This is a genomic window from Alterluteimonas muca (genome assembly GCF_021191595.1).
GTDB lineage: Bacteria > Pseudomonadota > Gammaproteobacteria > Xanthomonadales > Xanthomonadaceae > Luteimonas > Luteimonas muca.
Map to the genome: position 1 here is coordinate 655,302 of NZ_JAIWPS010000001.1, position 19,565 is coordinate 674,866.

19 protein-coding genes and 1 pseudogene are annotated in these 19,565 nt (G+C 70.3%); all 20 read right to left on the reverse strand.

Annotation, left to right across the window (positions count from 1 at the left end):
• Window positions 1-63 precede the first annotated feature (63 nt).
• The 20 genes and pseudogenes from LDO11_RS02950 to flgJ all read right to left on the reverse strand — a co-directional run bounded on the left by LDO11_RS02950 (window position 64) and on the right by flgJ (window position 19,564).
• Window positions 64-1,116 carry a flagellar hook-length control protein FliK gene (locus tag LDO11_RS02950; RefSeq protein WP_232140263.1) on the reverse strand — a complete coding sequence of 351 codons (1,053 nt, stop codon included), beginning with the start codon at window positions 1,114-1,116 and terminating at the stop codon, window positions 64-66.
• Complete coding sequence (gene fliJ / locus LDO11_RS02955; protein WP_129135831.1) at window positions 1,113-1,565, reverse strand: flagellar export protein FliJ; 453 nt, start codon at window positions 1,563-1,565, stop codon at window positions 1,113-1,115. The genes LDO11_RS02950 and fliJ overlap by 4 nt, the downstream gene beginning before the upstream one ends.
• A complete protein-coding gene (locus LDO11_RS02960; RefSeq protein WP_232140264.1) occupies window positions 1,562-2,986 on the reverse strand; it encodes a FliI/YscN family ATPase in 1,425 nt (474 codons plus the stop codon). Before LDO11_RS02960 ends, fliJ begins: the two co-directional genes overlap by 4 nt.
• A complete protein-coding gene (locus LDO11_RS02965; RefSeq protein WP_232140265.1) occupies window positions 2,983-3,603 on the reverse strand; it encodes a FliH/SctL family protein in 621 nt (206 codons plus the stop codon). Before LDO11_RS02965 ends, LDO11_RS02960 begins: the two co-directional genes overlap by 4 nt.
• Window positions 3,600-4,616 carry a flagellar motor switch protein FliG gene (gene fliG, locus LDO11_RS02970; RefSeq protein ID WP_232140266.1) on the reverse strand — a complete coding sequence of 339 codons (1,017 nt, stop codon included), beginning with the start codon at window positions 4,614-4,616 and terminating at the stop codon, window positions 3,600-3,602. Before fliG ends, LDO11_RS02965 begins: the two co-directional genes overlap by 4 nt.
• Entirely contained in the window at window positions 4,600-6,285 is a 1,686-nt protein-coding gene (fliF, locus tag LDO11_RS02975) for a flagellar basal-body MS-ring/collar protein FliF (RefSeq protein WP_232140267.1), read from the reverse strand. The genes fliG and fliF overlap by 17 nt, the downstream gene beginning before the upstream one ends.
• 36 nt (window positions 6,286-6,321) lie before the next feature.
• Entirely contained in the window at window positions 6,322-6,702 is a 381-nt protein-coding gene (gene fliE, locus LDO11_RS02980) for a flagellar hook-basal body complex protein FliE (protein ID WP_232140268.1), read from the reverse strand.
• A 227-nt stretch (window positions 6,703-6,929) separates the two neighbouring features.
• The gene (locus tag LDO11_RS02985; RefSeq protein ID WP_232140269.1) at window positions 6,930-8,384 is read right to left on the reverse strand and encodes a sigma-54 dependent transcriptional regulator; all 1,455 of its coding nucleotides are present in this window, start codon (window positions 8,382-8,384) and stop codon (window positions 6,930-6,932) included.
• Complete coding sequence (locus LDO11_RS02990; protein WP_232140270.1) at window positions 8,381-8,776, reverse strand: response regulator; 396 nt, start codon at window positions 8,774-8,776, stop codon at window positions 8,381-8,383. The genes LDO11_RS02985 and LDO11_RS02990 overlap by 4 nt, the downstream gene beginning before the upstream one ends.
• 11 nt (window positions 8,777-8,787) lie before the next feature.
• The gene (gene rpoN / locus LDO11_RS02995) at window positions 8,788-10,203 is read right to left on the reverse strand and encodes an RNA polymerase factor sigma-54 (protein ID WP_232140271.1); all 1,416 of its coding nucleotides are present in this window, start codon (window positions 10,201-10,203) and stop codon (window positions 8,788-8,790) included.
• A 288-nt stretch (window positions 10,204-10,491) separates the two neighbouring features.
• Entirely contained in the window at window positions 10,492-11,124 is a 633-nt protein-coding gene (locus tag LDO11_RS03000; protein ID WP_232140272.1) for a response regulator transcription factor, read from the reverse strand.
• A 62-nt stretch (window positions 11,125-11,186) separates the two neighbouring features.
• Window positions 11,187-11,699, reverse strand: a complete 513-nt coding sequence (locus tag LDO11_RS03005; protein ID WP_232140335.1) for a PilZ domain-containing protein — start codon at window positions 11,697-11,699, stop codon at window positions 11,187-11,189.
• Window positions 11,700-11,737: 38 nt separating this feature from the next.
• Entirely contained in the window at window positions 11,738-12,040 is a 303-nt protein-coding gene (locus LDO11_RS03010; RefSeq protein ID WP_232140273.1) for a hypothetical protein, read from the reverse strand.
• Window positions 12,037-12,462 (reverse strand): flagellar export chaperone FliS, encoded by a 426-nt coding sequence (fliS, locus tag LDO11_RS03015; protein WP_232140274.1) that lies wholly within the window; start codon window positions 12,460-12,462, stop codon window positions 12,037-12,039. The genes LDO11_RS03010 and fliS overlap by 4 nt, the downstream gene beginning before the upstream one ends.
• A gap of 74 nt (window positions 12,463-12,536) precedes the next feature.
• Window positions 12,537-13,874 (reverse strand): flagellar filament capping protein FliD, encoded by a 1,338-nt coding sequence (fliD, locus tag LDO11_RS03020; RefSeq protein WP_232140275.1) that lies wholly within the window; start codon window positions 13,872-13,874, stop codon window positions 12,537-12,539.
• 179 nt (window positions 13,875-14,053) lie between these two features.
• A complete protein-coding gene (locus tag LDO11_RS15900; protein WP_435574590.1) occupies window positions 14,054-14,320 on the reverse strand; it encodes a flagellin in 267 nt (88 codons plus the stop codon).
• 135 nt (window positions 14,321-14,455) lie between these two features.
• A pseudogene (locus LDO11_RS15905) lies at window positions 14,456-14,938 on the reverse strand (flagellin N-terminal helical domain-containing protein); the annotation flags it as partial.
• A 373-nt stretch (window positions 14,939-15,311) separates the two neighbouring features.
• Window positions 15,312-16,514 carry a flagellar hook-associated protein FlgL gene (gene flgL / locus LDO11_RS03030; RefSeq protein WP_232140276.1) on the reverse strand — a complete coding sequence of 401 codons (1,203 nt, stop codon included), beginning with the start codon at window positions 16,512-16,514 and terminating at the stop codon, window positions 15,312-15,314.
• Window positions 16,511-18,388: a flagellar hook-associated protein FlgK gene (flgK, locus tag LDO11_RS03035; RefSeq protein WP_232140277.1), complete on the reverse strand. Its 1,878-nt coding sequence runs from the start codon at window positions 18,386-18,388 to the stop codon at window positions 16,511-16,513. The genes flgL and flgK overlap by 4 nt, the downstream gene beginning before the upstream one ends.
• Window positions 18,389-18,403: 15 nt before the next feature.
• Window positions 18,404-19,564, reverse strand: a complete 1,161-nt coding sequence (gene flgJ / locus LDO11_RS03040) for a flagellar assembly peptidoglycan hydrolase FlgJ (protein WP_232140278.1) — start codon at window positions 19,562-19,564, stop codon at window positions 18,404-18,406.
• Between the last annotated feature and the right edge of the window lies 1 nt (window position 19,565).

A 19,565-nucleotide genomic window follows, 5' to 3' on the forward strand; every position in this document is an offset into this window, starting at 1 on the left:
CGGCGTGCGGCTGAGCGCGGCGCGACCCCGCCATGCCTGCCTGCGCACGGCAGGCGCCATGCCTCAGGCGTAGGCGTCGAGCAGCCGCGATCCGCCGTAGCTGACCGCCGATGTCACGGCCGCGCCGGTGCCGGGCTCGTTGCCCGCGCCGTCGGCGGGCGCCGCTGCACGCGGGTCACCGCCGCGATCGTCGCCACCGGACTGTGCGCCGACATCGGCATGTGCGAGGTGGAAGCCGTGCTCGCCGAGCAGGTCACGCAGCCGTGGCAGGCCCTGTTCGAGCGCCTGGCGGGTATCGACATGGGCGCTGAAGAATTCGGCGCTGATGCGGTCGCCATCCAGTTGCAGGCGCACTTCCACCGGCCCGAGGCCGTGCGGCGTGACCTGGATGCGGGCGTGGCCGATCTTCTGTCCGGCCATCCACTGCAGCTGCGCACCGAAGCGGTCGCCGAAGTCCTCGGCATGGACGTCCGCGGGCGGCAGGGGCGTGGCCAGCACGGGCGGCGGCTCGCGCAGTGCGAGCGGCGCGCCGCCGGCCACCGCTGGAAGCGCGAACGCAGGCGGAGCCGGTGCGGCATCGCCAGCGGTCTGGAGTTCGACCGGCAGCGGCATCGCGGCCGCGCCATCGTCGAGGCTGGCCGCAAGCCCCGGTTCCTGCGCAGCGGCCGCCGCCAGCGGCTGCGCCGCGGGCGATAGCGCGGTGCTGCTGGCCGCGGGCGCGGCCATCGCGCCGGCGAGGGTCTGAAGTCCGCCGCGCAGAGTGGTGGAAGGCACCGACTGCGGTTCCGCATCCGTATCCGCATCCGCATCGGCAGGCATGACGATGCCGGGCAGGCCGGCGAGGCCTTCCGGCGGCCAGGGCAGGGTGGTCACGGGCTCCGGGGTGGGGACCAGCGACGGATCCGCGGGAATACCCGGCTGCTCGTCGGCGCCGGGCTCCCGCTCCGCCGGCATCTTCGCAGCCGCGGCCTCCGGCGCTTCACCGTCGGCCGGTGCCGAAGCGGCGTGCAGCGTACGCGCGAATTCCCCGCCACCCTTCGCTGGCGACGACCCGGATGCCGATGCCGGCGCCTTTGCCGCGGGCGGCAGCGGCGCCGACAGCCCCAGCGGAGTCACGGGCCGGCGCCTTCCGCGGCCAGCGCAGCCAGGCGCACCCGGCGTGCACCGAGGTCGTCGAGTTCGCGCTGCGAGCGGCGCTCGTCGACCACGCGCTCCTGCGCGCGGTAGCTCGCCGCAAGCTGTTCGAGCACCTGCTTGTCGCGGCTGGCCAGCAGCAGGCGGCTGCGCTCGACCTCCACCGTCTGGCGGTGGTTGTCGACCGCGCGACTCTGCTGTTCGACCGCGCTTTCCAGCCGCTCCAGGAACGCGCGGCGGTTGGCCAGCTGCGCGGGGCTGGTGGCGGCGAGCTGGCTCTGGCCGTACTCGGCGGCATAGCGGCGCAGCTCGTCGAGCCGCGACTCGTTCTGTTGCAGCGCCCGCTGGCGATCGGCCAGCACGCGGGCGACGGCGTCCTCGTTGTCCTGTGCGCGGTTGAGCAGTGGATCGATGCGTGTGGACGACTTCATGCAGGGGACTCCTCGGTGTGCAGCAGGCTCGCGAGCGCGTCGCGGCTGTGGTTCAGGTCGGCGGCGCGGGCCACGTCCTGGCCCAGGAAGGCCATGATCTCGGGCCAGCGCGCCAGCGCCTCGTCGACCGCCGGATCGCCACCGCGCTGGTAGGCGCCGATGGCGATGAGGTCGCGGTTGGCGTTGTAGGCGGAAACCAACCGCTTGAGCGCGCGGATGCGGTCGCGCCAGGTCTCGTCGGCGATCTCGGTGACGACGCGGCTGACCGACGATTCGACGTCGATCGCCGGATACAGGCCGGCGTCGGCAATCCGTCGCGACAGCAGGATGTGGCCGTCGAGAATCGCGCGCGCGGCATCGGCGATCGGATCCTGCGGATCGTCGCCTTCGGTGAGCACGGTGTAGAACGCGGTGATGGAGCCGCGGCCCTTGGCGCCGTTGCCGGCCCGTTCGACCAGCGCCGGCAACTTGGCGAACACCGACGGCGGGTAGCCGCGGGTGGTCGGAGGCTCGCCGACCGACAGGCCGATCTCGCGCTGCGCCTGCGCGAAGCGGGTCAGCGAATCCATCAGCAGCAGCACGTTGAGGCCCTGGTCGCGGAACCACTCGGCGATCGCGGTGGCGCGGTAGGCACCATGCAGGCGCGCCAACGGCGGCCGGTCGGCGGGTGCCGCAACGACCACCGCGCGGCGCAGGCCTTCCTCGCCCAGCGTGCTCTCGACGAAGTCGCGCACTTCGCGGCCGCGCTCACCGATCAGCCCGACCACGATGACGTCGGCGGCGGTGTAGCGGGTCATCATGCCGAGCAGGGTGGACTTGCCGACGCCGGAGCCGGCGAACAGACCCACGCGCTGGCCGCGGCCGATCGGCAGCAGCGCATTGATCGCGCGCACGCCGACATCCAGCGGCTGGGTGATCGGCTCGCGCGCGAGCGGATTGATGGCGACGCCGGCCATGCCGACGCTGCCCTCGGCGCGGATGGGGCCCTTGCCGTCGAGCGGAATGCCGTCGCTGTCGATGACGCGCCCCAACAGGCCTTCGCCGACCTCGACGCCGCCGCGCCGATGCAGCGGCACCACGCGCGCGTTGGGCAGCAGGCCATGCAGTTCGGCGCTGGGCATCAGCGAGGTGCGGTCGCCCGCAAAGCCGACCACTTCCGCTTCCACCCAGCCGCCGTCGACTTCGACCCGGCAGGTGGCACCCATCGGCGCCGCACAGCCCACCGCCTCGACGGTCAGGCCGATCGCCCGGCGCAGGATGCCCTCGCGGATCAGGCCACGGCCGGCGGCGGGGTCGGGGCCGGTGGCGGCCAGCCGTGCCGCCAGGCGCAGGTTGCGCGCGTCCAGCCAGCCGGCGGGATCGGCTGGCCGCGCGGCATCGCCCAGGCGTGGATCGTCATGCGGAAGCGTCGTGCTGCTCATGCGCGCGCCCCGGCGCGACGCAGCACCGTATCGAGCGCGCCGCGCAGGCGTGCGTCGAGGCTGCCGTCGATGCGCACGCTTTCGGCGTGCACGCGCAGGTCGCCTCGCGCCAGCGCATGGTCGGCCACCAGCCGCGTGGCCGGCGCCAGCGACAGCAGCGGGGTCAGCGCGGCGATGTCGTCGGGATGCAGGCGCACCTCCACCTCGCGCGCCGCGCCACCCACCGCATCCACGGCCTCGGCGACAAGGTCGGCAAGCAGGCCGGGATCGGCCTCGTACACGCGCCCGACCAGGCCACCGGCCACGCGCACGGCGAGGTCGCCAAGCGCCGCCACCACCTCGTTCTCGAGGCGGGCGAGGGGACGCGAGAAGTTGTCGAGAATGCCCTCGATCTGTGCGGTCAGCCGGCGGATCTCCGCCTGGCCCTGGGCGAACCCTTCGGCATGGCCGGCGGCGTAGCCTTCGTCGTGGCCTTCGCGATGGGCGTCGTCGCGGATGCGCTGGATCTCCTCCAGCGACGGCGGGCGCGGAAGCTCGACCGGCTCCTCGACCTGTAGGGCCGCGGTCGTGGCTTCCGCATCCATCGACGGCGCCAGCCAGCGCACCACCGCGCTCATACCATCTCCTCGGTGGCACCACCGCCGAGGCTGACCGCGCCCTCATCGGCAAGCCTGCGCACCACCGCGAGGATCTCCTTCTGCGCGGTCTCGACATCCGACAGCCGCACGGGCCCGCGCGCTTCCATGTCCTCGAGCAGGATCTCGGCGGCACGCTGCGACATGTTGCGGGTGATCTTCTCGCGCACCTTGGGGTCGGCGCCGCGCAGGGCCACGCCCAGGCGCTCGCCGGACACCTCGCGCAGCACGGTCTGCAGCTCGCGGTCCTCGAGGTCGATCAGGTCGTCGAACACGAACATGAGGTCCTGGATGCGCTGGCCCAGCTGGGCGTCGACCTTGCGGATCGCCACCAGCAGATTCTGGTCCTGGCCGGTGTCCATGTAGTTGAGGATGTTGGCGGCCACCTTCACCCCGCCCACCGCCGAGGACTTGAGGTTCTGGTTGCCCGCGAACTGCCGCTCCATGATCTCGTTGAGCTCGTTGAGCGCATTCGGCGGAATGCCGTCGAGCGTGGCGATGCGCAGCAGCACGTCGGCGCGGGTGCGCTCGGGCATCAGCTTCAGGGTGTCGGCGGCCTGGTCGGGATCGAGGTGCGACAGCACGATGGCGATGATCTGCGGGTGCTCGTTGCGCACCAGGTCGGCGATCGCGCGCGGGTCCATCCACTTCAGGGTGTCGAGACCGGTGGTGTTGCGGCCGAGCAGGATGCGGTCGATCAGGCTGCCGGCCTTGTCGGCACCCAGCGCCTGCACCAGCACCGCGCGGATGTAGTCGTCGGCGCCCACGCCCAGCGAGGTCTGGCGGTCGAGTGCGCCCTGGAAGTCGTCCATCACCTTGCCGACCTGTTCGCGGCTGACCGCGCCCACCGTCGCCATCGCCAGGCCGAGCTTCTGCACTTCCTTGGCGTCCATGTGCTTGAGCACCTCGGCCGCGTCCTCCTCGCCCAGCGACAGCAGCAGCACCGCTGCGCGCTGCACGCCGGTGAGGGACTCGCTGTTAAACGGCTGCTTCATCGCCCAACCACCCCTTCACGACCTGTGCCACGCGCTTGGAATCGGTACGGACGGCCTCGCGCGCATGGCGCAGGCGGTCCTCGTAGGCATTGGATGGCAGCGCGATCGGTGCGCGCTCGCCGGCGCTGCCGATCTGCGCGGTGTCGTCGGCCAGCGGCAGCAGTTCGTCCTCGACCAGCCGCACCTCGGCGGTCTGCGGCTCCGGCTTGCGCCGCGGTGCCGGGTCGGTGATCTGGCGGATGGCGGGGCGCACCACGCCGAACAGCAGCGCCAGCACCACGATCGCGCCGAGCAGCAGGCGCAGGCCATCGCGCAGCTGCGGCATCTGCCACCACGGCGTACCACCGAACTCCTCGGCCTGTTCGCGCACGAACGGTGCATTCATCACCGAGACCACGTCACCGCGGGTCTCGTCGAAGCCGACCGCCTGGCGCACCAGCGCTTCCACGCGCTGCAGTTCGGCCGCGGTCAGCGGCTGCAGCGTGCTCGCGCCTTCCGCACCCGGGCGGGGCACGTGGTCGACCAGCACCGCGGTGGTGACGCGGCGGATGCGGCCGGGCGGCTGCCGGGTGTGGCTCAGCGTGCGGTCGAGCTCGTAGTTGCGGGTGGCGCTGCGCGAGGACTCGGTGGGGTTGCCGCCGGTCGCGGCCGCCACCGCGGCGTCCACCGCGGCCGGGTCCTCGACGGTCTCGGGCAGGTTGCTGGTGGCGCCGGGGATGCCCTGCGCGCCGGCGGTGGCCGCACTGTTCTCGCTGACCTGTTCGCTGCGCAGCTTCGGCGGCTCGGCGTTGAACTGCTCGCGGGCTTCCTCGATCGCCGAGAAGTCCATGTCCACGGTGACCTCGGCATTGACGCGGCCGGCGCCGGTCATCGGCTCGAGCAGCTCGCGGATGCGCTGGTTGAACGAGGTTTCCTGGCGGCGCACCTGCTCGAACTGCAGCGTGCTCAGTGCCGCGGCGGCGTCCTGGCGGTCGTTGCTGAGCATGCGGCCGTTCTGGTCGACCACGGTGACGCGCTCGGGCGCGAGGTCGGGAATGCTGGACGCGACCAGATGCACGATCGCATCCACCTGGCCGCGCTCGAGCGCGGCGCCACCGCGCAGTTCCAGCACCACCGAGGCACTCGCGGCTTCACGCTGGCGGGTGAACGCGCTGGGCTTGGGAATGGCCAGGTGCACGCGGGCGTCGCGCACCGGGCGCAGCGCGCTGATGGTGCGCACCAGTTCGGTTTCCAGCGCGTGCTGGTAGCGCGCGGTCTCCACGAACTGGCTGACGCCGAAACCGGGGTCGCGCTCCATCATCTCGAAGCCGAGACGGCCGGATTCGGTGAGCCCGGAACCGGCGAGCTTCAGCCGCGCGTCGTGCACGTTCTGCTCGGGCACCGAGATCGCGCCGGTGGACTGGTCGATGCGGAACGGGATCTGCGCGGTACGCAGCAGGTCGGTGGCTTCGGCGGTGGCCTTGGCGTCGAGCCCGGCATACAGCGGCACGTAGCCGGGCTTCTGCGACCAGAAGAACACGATCAGCCCCAGCGCCACGGCGCCGGCCAGCAGCAGCATCTTGCCCAGCCGCCGCGCCAGCTGCATTTTCTCGAGGCGGTCGAACACCTCAACCGCTTTTTCGCCGGCCTTGTCCGCGCGGAGCGCTTCTCTCGACAACGTGATCGCCATGGTGTCCGGTGGTCCCCTGGAGCTGTTCGGGCCGCGTTACAGCGGCATGTTCATGACGTCCTGGTACGCCTGCACCAGCCGGTTGCGCACTTCCACGGTGGCGCGGAAGGCGACCTGCGACTGCTGCGCGGCGACCATCACCTTGGCGAGGTCCGCGCCGGGCTCACCCAGTTCGAACGCCCGCACGAGTTCACCGCTGCGCTGCTGCGCGCCGTTGACGCCTTCCAGCGCGCTGCGCAGGGTGGCGCCGAAGCTCGGCGTGGTCGCGGTGGCACCGCCGCCGCCGCCGATGCCACCCTGCAGCCCGCCGGGCGACGGGATCGCATCCGACCGCGGCACATCGGCGCCCACGGTCTGGCGCACCTGGCCCTGGTAGCTGCGGATCTGCGAGAGGACGGAATCGATCGAATGGCTCATCGACATGCGGCTGGCGGGAGTCCGCCTTCACCATGCAAGGCGCGTGCCGTAGCGGGTGGCACTCGCTTGACTGCGGGTGATGAACGCGCCGATGCGCGCCCCGGTTGCCCTCACCCCTGCCCCTCTCCCGCAAGCGGGAGAGGGGTTCCAGAGCGGGCATGTCGCCTTAACCCTTCTCCCGCATGCGGGAGAAGGTGCCCCGAAGGGGCGGATGAGGGCAGAGCTGATCAGGCCGCCAGGTCGCGCTCGATGCCGTACTTGCGCAGCTTCTCGGCCAGCGTGGTGCGGCGCAGGCCCAGCAGCTGCGCGGCATGCGCCACCACGCCGTCGCTGCGCTCCAGCGCTTCGCGGATCAGCCGCAGTTCGATCTGCGCCATGTGGTCGCGCAGGTCCAGGCCGTCCTCGGGCAGATGGGTCTCGTTGGCGGTTTCCAGGACCACGGCCGTGGCCGTGGTGCGGGGAGACACGTCACCTGCCGGCGCGCGCATCGACGCGACGGGCGAGGGCGCGGCCGCGGCCTGGGCCAGGTGCTCGCGGTAGCGCTGCGGCAGGTCCTGCACGCGCACCAGCCCACCCGGGTTGAGCACCGCCAGGCGTTCGACCAGATTGCTCAGTTCGCGCACGTTGCCCGGCCAGGCGTAGCCGGCCAGCGCATCGAGGGTCTCCGCGGCGAAGCGGATCTCGCCACGGCCGTTGCGGGCAAGCTGGTCAGCAATGGTGCGCACCAGCTCCTGCAGGTCGTCGCGGCGTTCGCGCAGCGCCGGCATCTCGATCGGGAACACGTTGAGGCGGTAGAACAGGTCCTCGCGGAAGTGGCCTTCGCCGATGCGGTCCTCGAGGTTGCGATGGGTGGCGGCGATGACGCGCACGTCGCACTTGATGGTCTGGTTGCCGCCGACGCGCTCGAAGCAGCGCTCCTGCAGCACGCGCAGCAGCTTGACCTGCATCGGCAGGCTCATGTCGCCGATCTCGTCGAGCAGCAGGGTGCCGCCTTCGGCCATCTCGAAGCGGCCCTTGCGCGCCGACAGCGCACCGGTGAACGCCCCCTTCTCGTGACCGAACAGTTCGCTTTCCAGCAGTTCCGGCGGGATCGCGCCGCAGTTGATCGCGACGAACGGCCCATCGCGGCGGGCCGAGCGCGCATGCACCGCGCGTGCGGCGACCTCCTTGCCGGTTCCGGACTCGCCGAGGATCAGCACCGTGGTATCGAATGGCGCGACCTGGTCGATCAGCCGGCGCAGCCGCTGGACCGGCTCGCTGGTACCGGTCGGGCCACCGCCCTGGTCGGCCGCGGCCTGGGCATCGGCATCGATGCGCTTGAGGCTGGCCATGCGCAGCAGGTTCTCGAGCTGGGCGTGGCGCAGCGGTGCCTCCAGCGCCCACACGCCGGCTTCGTGCAGCCCGTGCGCCGCCGCGAATGCGGCCGGCTCGGCGTCGAGCAGCAGCACCGGCGGCGGCACGCTGGCCTGCGCCAGCCAGGCGAAAAAGGCGCGCGCGGCGTCGGCGTCATCCAGGTCGCCGACCAGCACCGCCATCCAGTCGTTCTGGCGGTGGCGTGCGGGTGCGATCTCGCCGGGCTCCGACACCCAGCGCGGGCGCAGGTCCATGAATTCCAGCAGCGTGCACAGGCGCTCGGCGCGGTCGCCGTTGGCGTCGATCACCAGGATGCGGGGCTCACTCATGACACGTCTCCGGCACCGGGTTCCGGTGCGTGCAGCGATTCCAGGATCTGCATGACTTCCTGGATGTAGGACAGCTTGCTGACGAAGTTGTCGGCGCCGGCACGGGTGGCGTGCTCGCGGTGCTCGGCATCGTCGAAATGGCTGGCGATGACGATGTAGGGCGGATCGTCCTGCGCCTTGATCAGGCGTGCGGCCTGCAGGCCGCCCATCTCCGGCATCGCCAGGTCCATCAGCACCACATCGGGGCGCAGCGCTTCGGAGCGCTCGATCGCTTCCAGGCCGTTGGCGGCGGTGCCGATCACCTGCAACCACGTGACCTTGCGGAAGTGCCGCAGCGCGGCGTTGATGAAACCTTCGTGGTCGTCGACCAGCAGGACCTTGATCGTGTCCATGATGTGGATCCTCAGCCCGTCCGGGCCAGCAGCGAAAGTGGGCGTGCGTTGCGGCGCAGGCGTGCCGGCGCGATGTCGAGCTGTTCGCGGTATTTCGCCACCGTGCGCCGGGCGATGTTGACGCCCTGGCGGGCCAGCAGGGCGGCGATGGCATCGTCGGCCAGCGGACGCTGCGGCGGCTCGGCATCGATCAGGCGCTTGACCATGGCCCGGACCGCGGCCCCGGACACATTGGCGCCATCCAGCCGCACCGCGAAGAAGCGCTTCATCTCGATGGTGCCGCGCGGCGTCTGCAGGTACTTGCCGGTGGTGATGCGCGAGACCGTGGATTCGTGCATGCCGATGGCGTCGGCAACTTCCTTCAGCGTCAGCGGCGCCATCGCTTCCTCGCCCTGCTCGAGGAACGCGGCCTGGCGCTCGACGATCACCCGCGCGGTGCGCAGCAGGGTGTCGTAGCGCATCGACAGGCCGCGGGTGAACCAGCGCGCTTCCTGCAGCAGCTCGCGCATCGGCGCGGTGGCGGCGCCGCCTTCGCCTTCGGCCACGGCGCGTTCGTAGCCGGCATTGATCGACACCCGCGGCGTGGAGCGCGGGTTCAGTGCCACCCGCCAGCCGGCATCGGCCTTCCACACCACCACGTCGGGCACCACGGCCTGGTCGACGTCCGGTGCGCCGGCTTCGCCCGGCTTCGGATCCAGCGACAGCACCAGGCGCACCGCCTCGTGGGCGTCGGCCTCCTCGCAGGCGAGCTTGCGTGCAACCGCGCCGATGTCGTGCGCGGCCAGCGCATCGAGCGCATCACGGATCAGGCGAGCGGCCAGCGGGCGCGCGGCGACGCGACCGGGCAGGGCATCCAGCTGCGCCAGCAGGCATTCGCGCAGGTCGCAGGCGGCGACGCCGGCGGGGTCACCGGCGAGCAGGCGCTGGCGCACGGCCTCGATCTCGCCGGCGCGGCGGTCGAACAGCGCGCAGGCGCGCCGGGTGAGGGCATCGAGCGGGGCGGTCAGGTAGCCGGCGTCGTCGCAGTTCTCCAGCCAGTACGCGGCCACCGCGAGATCGTGGGCGTCGAGCTCATGCGACAGGCGCTGCAGGATGCGCAGCTGCGGATCGCTGGACTCACCCGCGGCGATGCGCTGCATGCCGTCGTCGTCGGCATCGTTCCAGCTGGCGCCGCGCACGTCCCACAGCGAGGCTTCCGGCAGTTCGTCGAACGAGGCGACCTCGGCCTGCGCGTCGGCGGGTTCTGGCATCGCGCTTGCAACGGGTTCCTCGTCGAGCTCCAGCAGCGGGTTGTGCTCGAGCGTCCGGCGGATTTCCAGTTCCAGCTGCAGGCCGTCGAGCTGCAACAGGCGGATCGACTGCAGCAGCTGCGGGGTCATGTGCAGCTGCTGGCCGAGCTGCATCGAGGTGGTGGCACTGGCCTTCATGGCGACTCCGTAAACCCGCTTCATCGTGGGTGTGGAGACATCGTGAAGGCGACGCGACGGGATCTGTATCAGGAAGAACCCGGCCCTGCCAGGTGATCGACCGACACCCGTAGGGGATTCCCTTACGACCTATCCGCCGGCGCCGGCGGAATTCCGACGGCAGTCACATCTTTACGTGCGGGTCGGCTTTGCCGTCATCCCCGCGCAGGCCGGGATCCAAGGACGGGGCACTCGTCATGCCAACCCGGGCCACCCGGATGACGGGCCCGAACCGGCCGCAGGTCCGCGTTACACCACTTCCTGCAGGTGCCGCGCCGCCAGCACCACCAGCTCGTTGGCGCGCCGGCATCCCAGCGCTTCCATCATCCGCGCGCGGTGGGTTTCCACCGTCTTCACGCTGATGCCGAGCTCGGCGCCGATCTCCTTGTTGCCCAGGCCGCGGCCGATCATGCCGAGGATCTGCCGCTGGCGCGGCGACAGCGCATCCACGCCCACCGCCTTCTCGCGCCCGAACATCGGCGCCATCATCCGCGACGACAGCCGCGGGCTCAGGAACACCTGGCCCGACATCGCCGTACGCAGCGCCAGTTCCAGTTCCAGCGGCGCGGCATCCTTGACGATGAAACCGCAGGCGCCGCGCTCGATCGCGGTGCGCACGTGCTGCGAATCGTCGTGCATCGACATGATCAGCACCCGCGTGGCGGGCAGTTCGTTGCGGATGGCGACCATCGCCTCGATGCCGCTGCGGCCGGGCAACGACAGGTCCATCAGCACCACGTCGGGGCGGTGGATCAGGCTGAGGTCGAAGGCCTCGTCGGCACGGCTGGCCTCGCCGCAGACGTCGACGTCGCCGAACCCCTGCAGCAGGCGGCATAGGCCCGCGCGCACGAGGGTGTGGTCGTCGACGATCAGTACGCGCACCGGCTGCTGTCTCCCCGCGGCCTCTGGCCGTATCAGGCCGAAGGATACGCGAAGCCGCCTGTTCAGCGCCTGCGCTGCTCGGCCACCTGGCGGCGATGCAGGCGGAAGAGGTGCCGATCGAGCGCCTCGACCAGGTCCGGGCGCAGCCCGGCGAACTGCAGCCATACGTGCGACGAATCGCGGTCGAGGACGACGGCCGGCAGCTCCAGGTGGTCCGGCAGCCAGTCCGCGGGCTGCAGTCGCACCTGCACCGTGGTACCGGGTTCCAGCGCCACGGGTGCCATGTCGATGCGCAGCCCGTGCCGCGACCAGCGCAGGTTGTGTTCCGGCATGCCATCGACCTGGCGCGCCAACCGGCCGAGAAGGGCCAGGATCAGGTCGAGCTTGGCGTCCATGCGCTGCGCCAGCAGCGGCAGCTCGCCATGTTCCTCGCCGCCATCGTCCTTGCGCAGGTCTTCCACCTGGGCCAGGCCGGACAGCAGCGTCACCGCCTGCGCCTGGCGGCCGGCACTGTCGGAGGCGGCGATGGACACGGGCAGGGCGAGTTCGCAGCTCAACGCTTCGGCGAACAGCATGTGTTCGGCGCTGGTGCCGCCGGGCGCGCCGGTGGATGTCACAGCGCGACCCCGACCGACGCATAGGCGCGCGAGGCATGTCCGGCACGCTGGGCATCCCTGGCTTCCCGCCCGAGGGACTCTCGCAGTTCGTGCATCGTCGTCAGCAGTTCGTTCTGCATCCGCAGCAGGGTACGCAACCCATCCATCGGCGCCGCGCTGCCGATGCCATCGATGTAGCCACGCAGTTCACGGTCGTAGCTGGACATGATGGCCTGCGCGCCCTCGAGGTTGCGGCAGTCCAGCGCAGCCTCCAGGGAAGCAAGCTCCGATGCCAGGTGCTGCAGGGTCGGGATGGTCATGCCGTCGCACTCGCGGTGCCGGTACCCGGAGCGTCGCCCGGCTGGATCGCGTTCCACGCGGTCTCGATCTCGAGCAGCAGCGACAGGCATTCCTGCAGCGCGCTGGAGTCGTTGTTGAGGTTGGCCTCGGTCAGACGACGCATCACGTAGTCGTACAGAGACGACAGGTTGGCGGCGATCTCGCCTCCGGCTTCATGATCCAGCGAGCCATTGAGATGCCCGACGATCGCGCAGGCCTCGCCGATCGCCTTGCCCTTGCGCGCCTGGTCGCCGTTCTGCAGGCAGGCTTCGGCCAGGCGGATGCGTTCGCAGGCGCCAGCGAGCAGCAGTGCGATCAACCTGTGGGGATCGGCCTCGGCCACGCTGGTGGCGACGGCCATCCGGCGGTACTGGTCGGCATATTGGCGGTTGGATGCATACATGGCGGTGTCCTGGTCACGTCGCCGTGGCAGCCGGCTGTAACCCTTATCGGCTGGCGGTGCGGCGGCTTGAGCGATCAGTCCTTGTTGACCGATGCGAGCAGGCTGTTGAGCGAGCTGCTGCTGCTCTGCATCTGCACGATCATGGTTTCCATCGCGGTGAACTGGCTGGTGTAGAGGTCCGCCAGCCGCGTCATCCGCACGTCCAGCGCATCCAGCTGTTTCTCGTACTCGGCAACCTGCTTGTTGAGCCCCTCGGTGCGCAGCACCAGGCTGCCGCTGATGGAATCGAGGTTGTCCTTCAGCACCTGCGACATCGCAGTGGTATAGGCGCCGTCCTTGCCGAACATCGCCACCACCGCGCCCGGCTCGGCGGCATGCGCGGTGGCGAAGTCACCGGCGTTGAAGACGAGCTGGCCTTCCTTGTTGCTGGTGATGCCCAGCGCCTTCAGGCCTTCCATCTCCACACCGGCGATGCCGCGCAGCTGCGACTGCAGCGTGCGCACCAGCGAATCGCCGGTCAGCGCGGAGGCGGATTTTGTCGCCGCGTTGTAGCTGCTGGTGTTGCGCAACGCGTTGACCACGTTGTTGTAGGCGGTGACGAAGCTTTCCAGGTTCTTGCCCAGTGCCTCGTTGTCGGCGCCGATACGCAGCGTCTGCGCGGCGTCGGTGGCGCGGGTGAGCTCCAGTACGGTGCCAGGCACCAGGTCGGCCACGCTGTTGCTCGCGGACACGCGCTCGAGTCCGTCCACCCACACGCGTGCGTTGGTCGCGGTCACGGTCTCGGTCAGGCCACCACCGCTGGTGAGCACGGACAGGCCGCCATCGCCGCCTTGGGCAGTCACCGTCAGCGCATTGGCGGTGCCGGTCTGCGCCGCGGTGAATACCAGCCGCTGCTCGGGATTCTGGCCGTCGCCCGTCGTGACCACCGACGCGGTCACTCCCTTGCCGCCGGCGGCACGGTTCACCGCCGCGGCGATCTGGGAAAGGGTTGCGCCTTCGGCGATCTCGACCTCGAGCGTGCTGTCCTCGCCCCAGGCGAAGGCGAGGGTGCCGTGGCCGATGGCCGCCTCCGCCGCATGGCCGGCCGAGGCCAGCTTCTGTGCGGTGGCAAGGCTGTCGACGCGCACGCTCCAGCTGCCGGCCATCGCACCGGATGAGGTGGTGGCAGCGAACCCGGCATCCGCGGGCAGGGTGGCCTTGAAGGCCGGCGTGTCCGCACTGCCCGAAAGTTTCTCCAGCGCGGTCTGCAGGCTGCTCATCGCATTGCGAATCTGCCCGACGGCCGATAGCTTGGCGTTGACCGCCGCGCCGGCCGTATTGATGCGTTTTTCGGTGGGCGCACGCGAACTCGACACCAGGCTCGAAACCAGTGAAGGGATGTCCAGGCCGGAGCCGACCGCATTGATCGCCATGTGGAGTGTCCTTTCTGTCGCAACGCCGCCGCAATGACGGGGTTCGAAGGGGTTATCGGCAGCGCAGGCACTGACTTGAGCCGCCATCCCATAGGCGTGCAAGTCGCGTGCCCGCGCCGCGGCCAGCAACGAAGAAGGGCCCCGAAGGGCCCTTCTTGGTCATACCTGAGGCTGCGGAATTACTGCAGCAGGCTCAGCACGCTCTGCGGGGCCGACTTGGCCTGCGCCAGCATGGCGGTACCGGCCTGCTGCAGGATCTGCGTGCGGGTCAGTTCCACCGTCTCCTTGGCGTAGTCCGTATCCTGGATGCGGCTGCGCGAGGCCGAGAGGTTCTCGGAGCCGGTCTGCAGGTTGGCGATCACCGAGCTGAAACGGTTCTGGATGGCACCGAGGTCGGCGCGGGACTCGTTGATGTTCTGCATGAAGCCGTCGATGTCATCGATCACGTTGGTAACGGGCGGGGTCGCGGCGGGATCAGCGAGAGTTCCCGCCTCAGAAATGTCGATGCCATCGGTGGCCGATGCCGCGGTGTAAAGCTCGCTGAGATCCGCGGTTTCGAAGCTGATCTGGTCATCGCTATTGGCATTCGCGCCGACCTGGATCGTGATGCTGCGGCTGCCGACATCGGCGTTCGCCGCGTTCGATTCCTTGAACAGCGAGATGCCGTTGAACTTGGTGTTGTCGATGACGCGGACGATTTCCGCGCTCAGCTGGGTGGCTTCCTTCTGCAGCGCTTCGATGTCGGTGTCGCTGTTGGTGCCGTTCGCGGCCTGGACCGAGAGCTCGCGGATGCGCTGCAGGTTCTCGCCGATCGACTTCATCGCGCCTTCGGCGGTCTGCGCCAGCGAGATGCCGTCGTTGGCGTTGCGGGCGGCCTGGTCCATGCCGCGGACCTGGGCGGTCATGCGCTGCGAGATGGCGAGGCCGGCGGCGTCGTCCTTGGCGCTGTTGATGCGCAGGCCCGAGGACAGGCGCTGGATCGTGGTCGACAGGCTGGCCGAGTTGGTGTTGAGGTTGCGCTGGGCGTTGAGCGCGATGGTGTTGGTGTTGATGACGGACATGATGCTGGTCTCCTGGATTGGGAATCCGGCACGGGAACAGGGCCTGGCCGGTGGCTCCGCAGGGGGTTGCCGTTGTGTCGGCCCTGTCCTCTGCTGTGAGCATTAACGGCGTGTCGTCGTCAAGCTTTAATGCTGCGTTGCCGGCGATCCGCGTGCCCTTTCGGTCACGGATGTATTAACGGCAGGGTGGGGCAGGGGTTTAGCCCCCGCGTGGGGGGCGGCTTCAGGCGCGATACCCGGGCTGCCGGGAATCGCGGGCGAGCCCGCTCCCACGGGGGAGGCAGGGATGCACCTGTCAGAGCGGCCTTCAGGCGCAATGCCCGGACAGCCGGGAATCGCGGGCGAGCCAGCTCCCACGGGGTTGCGGCGTGCGGCCTCAGCGGATCAGGTTGAACAACGACAGGCGCTGCATCTGCACGAAACTCAGCTGTGCGGCTTCGATTGCCACCTTCTCGAGGTTGAAGCGGGTGATGGCGTCGGCATAGTCCAGGTCACGCAGGCCGGACAGGGTCTCCTGCACGGTGACGCCGAAACTGGCGCGCAGCTCATCGGCCTGCTCCAGCGCCGCCAGTTGTGCACCACCGGCCGCACGTGCATCGATCATGTGTGCTTCCGCCGAGGCGATGTCGCGCAGTGCGCTGCGCAGTGTTTCCTGCTGCGTTGCGCGCTGGGCATCGGTGCCGGCGGGCATGGTCAGGCCCTGCAGCAGGTTGTCGATGGTGGCGAACACATCGCGCGTGCCTGCAGGCCCGATGGCAAAGGCGTCGCCTGCGGCCGGCACGCCGGTGATTGACAGGCGCAGGCCGTCGACGGTGACGGGCTCCCCCGGCACGAGGGTGCCCCCCGCGACCGCCACGCCGTCCGCATCGTGGATGTCATAGACGCCGTCGGCAGCGAACACCACGCGGTAGCTGCCGCCATTCCACCGGTCCGCATCGGCCACGCCGAAGCCGTCGACCTGGCCGCTGCCGGTATTGCCGGCCACGGCAGCGGCATCGACGCGGCCATCGCCGGTGCGCACGCGCAGGAATATCTCGCTGCCGGGCAAGGCGTCGGCGGCGAACATCGACGGGGCGATCTCGACCCGTCGCTGGGTCTGGTCGCCGCTGTAGGCCACGCCCCCGGCGGCCCGCGCGAACGGCGGCGCGCCATCCTGGTTGCCGCCGAACAGGTAGCGCCCGGTGCCGTCGGCGGTATTGGCGATGTCGAACAGCGCGTCGCGCAGGCTGCGGACCTCCGCGGCGATCGCGCGCCGGTCACCCTCGGCCAGCGCGCCGTTGTTGGCCTGCACGGTGAGCACCTGCAGACGACCCATCACTTCGCCGGCCTGCGCGAGTGCGTTTTCCTGGGTGTTGAGCCGGTGGCGCACGGTGTTGCTATTGGCGCCGAAGCGCTCCAGTTCCGCCAGCGTGCGGTCCAGCCCCACCGCGCTGCCGGCACCGACCGGATCGTCCTTGGCGGTGGTGAGCTTCTGCCCGCTGGCCAGCTGCTGCTGCAACTTCGCCATCGTGGCCTGCCTGGACTGCAGCGTACCGATGGACTGCTGGTACAGCATGCCGGTGGAGATCCGGTTATTCATCGGCGCACGGCTCCCAGCAGGGTCTGGAACATGGAATCGGCGGTGGAGATGATCTGCGCGGCGGCCTGGTAGGCCTGCTGCAGGCGAAGCATGTTCGCGGCCTCCTCGTCGAGGTTGACGCCGGAAATCCCCTCGCGCGTGGCCTGCGCCTGTTCGTGCAGCACGCCCTGCGCTTCGGCGGCGTATTCGGCCTGGCGTGCGGCGGAGCCGACCGCGGTGGTCAGGCCGGAGATCGCGCCGTTGAGGCTGAGGCTGCCGTCATCCAGGCTGCGGCGGTCGTCGAAGCCGGCGAGCAGGGCGGCGTTGCCGTTGTCGCTGGAGCCGGCGCCATTACGGCGGACATTGAACGTGTCCCCGGCGGCCGGCACGCCGTCGAGCACGAACGACCAGCCATTCGCGCTGATCGCGCTGCCCGGCGTGTAGGGGTATGGGCCGTCGCCATCGATCTCGTACTGGTCGCCGTCGAGGAAGCTGATCTGCACGTTGGCCGCCAGGGCCGCATTGCGAGCGTCGACGACGCGCAGCGCGGTAGGCTTGCCGCTGCCGAGGTTGTCCAGCGCGGCCTCGACGCGCACCGGCGAGGCCGCGGCAATGCGCGCGGGATCGGTGACGGCCACGCCGATGCCACCGGCCACCTGGGCGGTGGGTTGCAGCAGGAAACGGTCGTCGGCCTGCGGGGCCCCCGTCATCACCAGCGACAACCCTGCCACCTGCAGGGGATCGGCTTCGCTACCGCTGCCGGTCATCGCCACTGCGGCGCCGCTGGTGGCATCGGTTGCCGACCACGCGCCGTCGGTCCACTTGAGCACCAGGTTGCGGCCGTCGACCGCGCCGAGGTCCGCGACCGTCGCCGCCAGCCGTGCGTCACCGCTGTTGCCGGCATGTGCATTCACGGCCGGGGCCGGCACGTTGAAGAAGTCGCCGCCCATCGCGCCCTGCTGGTCCATGCCGGCGGCATGGCCGGCGTTGAAGCTGGTCGCAAGCCCCAGGGCGATGCGGCCAAGTTCCGCCTGCGCCGGGTCCAGCACCTGGTTGCGGAACTCCAGAAGTCCGCCGATGCGGCCACCCATCGCGCGCTCGTCGATGCGGATGGTCTGGCCCTGCGACTGCAGCGCGAGCTGCAGGCGCTCCGGCCGGTACGGGTCGGCCACGGTGGTGAGCTGCGATGGTTGCGTACCCACCACCAGCGCCTGGCCACCGGCGGTGAACACGTTGAGCGCACCGCCGTCCTGCGGTACGGCGGTGCCGCCGGTGTAGGTGACGAGCTGGCTGACCAGCTGTTCGCGGCGGTCGAGCAGGTCCGGCGCCGCGCTGGTGGCGCTGCCGATCTGCGCGTTCATCCGCGCGATCTCGCTGGCCAGCCGGTTGACCTCGTCGGCGCCGGCGACCAGGCCGCCATTGACCTCGCGCCCTAGCATGTCGAACTGCCCCTGCAGCTGGCCGAAGCGCGTCGTCAGTGCATTCGCCTGGCCCAGCATGTTCTGCCGTTCGGCAGGGGCCGATGCGTTCGAAGACAGCGCACTGACCGAGCCGAAGAAGCCCGACCACAGTCCGGCGATGCCGGTGGCCTTGTCCGACATCAGCGCGTCGACGCGGTTGGCCATCGAGGACAGCTGCTGCAGGCGGGCGAGTTCGCCGCCGCTGTCGATCAGGCGTGCATTGGCAAGCTCGTCGGCGACGCGGCGGATGTCGCTGATCTGGCTGCCACGGCCGATATAGCCCACGCCCGCGTATTGCGGGCTGCGCGCCTCGAACTCCACCCGCTGGCGGCTGTAGCCGGGGGTGTTGATGTTGGCGACGTTGTGGCTGACGGTGGTCAGGGCCCGCTGGAATGCGATCAGGGCGCTGGTGCCGGTGGAAAGGATGTTGGCCATGCGGGGGTGCCTGCGTCAGCGGAGAACGGCCTGGCGCGCCGCATCGGCCGCGCTGGCGAGGACATGGGACGGCGCTGCCGTGGTCGAGGCCAGCGAACGCGCCTGCGCGCTGATCGCCGACAGCGCGCGGTCGAGCGTCGGGCCGTTGGCGATCGAGCTGATCTTGTCGGCGTAGCGTGGGTCGGTGGCGTAACCGGCCTGCTGCAGCGCGGATGCGAAGCGGCGCACGTCGCCGCCCGACTCCAGCGCCTGCCGGTAGCGCGGGTTGTGTTTGATCATGCGCACGTAGTCGGCAAAGCTCTCCGCCGGCGAGCCGTACGCGCGGAAGTCGGCGCGCTCGGTGTGGCGCACCCCGTTGCTGTATTCGTGGGTGGTGGCGGCAGCGCGCTCGCCCTTCCACCCGGTGGCCTTGATGCCGAACAGGTTGTTGGCGGTATTGCCGTCGCCACGCTGGATCATCCGCCGGCCCCAGCCGGTCTCCAGCGCCGCCTGCGCCACCAGCGCCCGTGCATCGACGCCGAGTTCGCGCGCGGCCTGCTGGGCGTGGCCCCAGATCGAGGCGACGAAGCCTTCCGGGCTGCGCGGGCCGAACTGCTCGGCGACATTGCGAGACGCGGCTTCCAGCGCCGCCGGCACTCGGCCGACCGCATCGCCCACCGCCTGGGCGGCGTTGCCGAGCGCATCCATTGCCGGCTGCGCCTGCTGCATCAGGCGCTCGACCAGGGCGTCCATCGGCGAGCGCGCCGCCGGCTCGCTGGCGGACGTGTCACGCCCGGCGATCATGTCCAGCGCCTGCACGTTGAGCGATTCCGGCAGCGCGTCCAGCCGGTGCACGGGCGCAGCGGCTGGCAGCGGCAGCGCGGGCACCGCGGCAGGCTGCAGGCCGGTGTCGAGCGCGGTCGCCGGGTCTGCGCCGCCGCCGAGCTGGCGTGCAATCACCTTGGCCAGCCCGAGGCCTTCGCCTTCGGTCAGCGACTTCGCCAGACGCTGGTCGTAGAGGTCGCGGTAGAGCTGGTTCTCGCCGGGGAACAGCGCATCGCCGAAGCTGGCGTCGCGCATGCTCTTGATCATCATCTGGGCGAACACACCCTCGAACTCGCGCGCGACCTGGTCGATGCGCGCGGCATCGTGGCGCTGGGCGGGGTTGAGCTCGATGGGGGCGCCGGAGATGCGCATG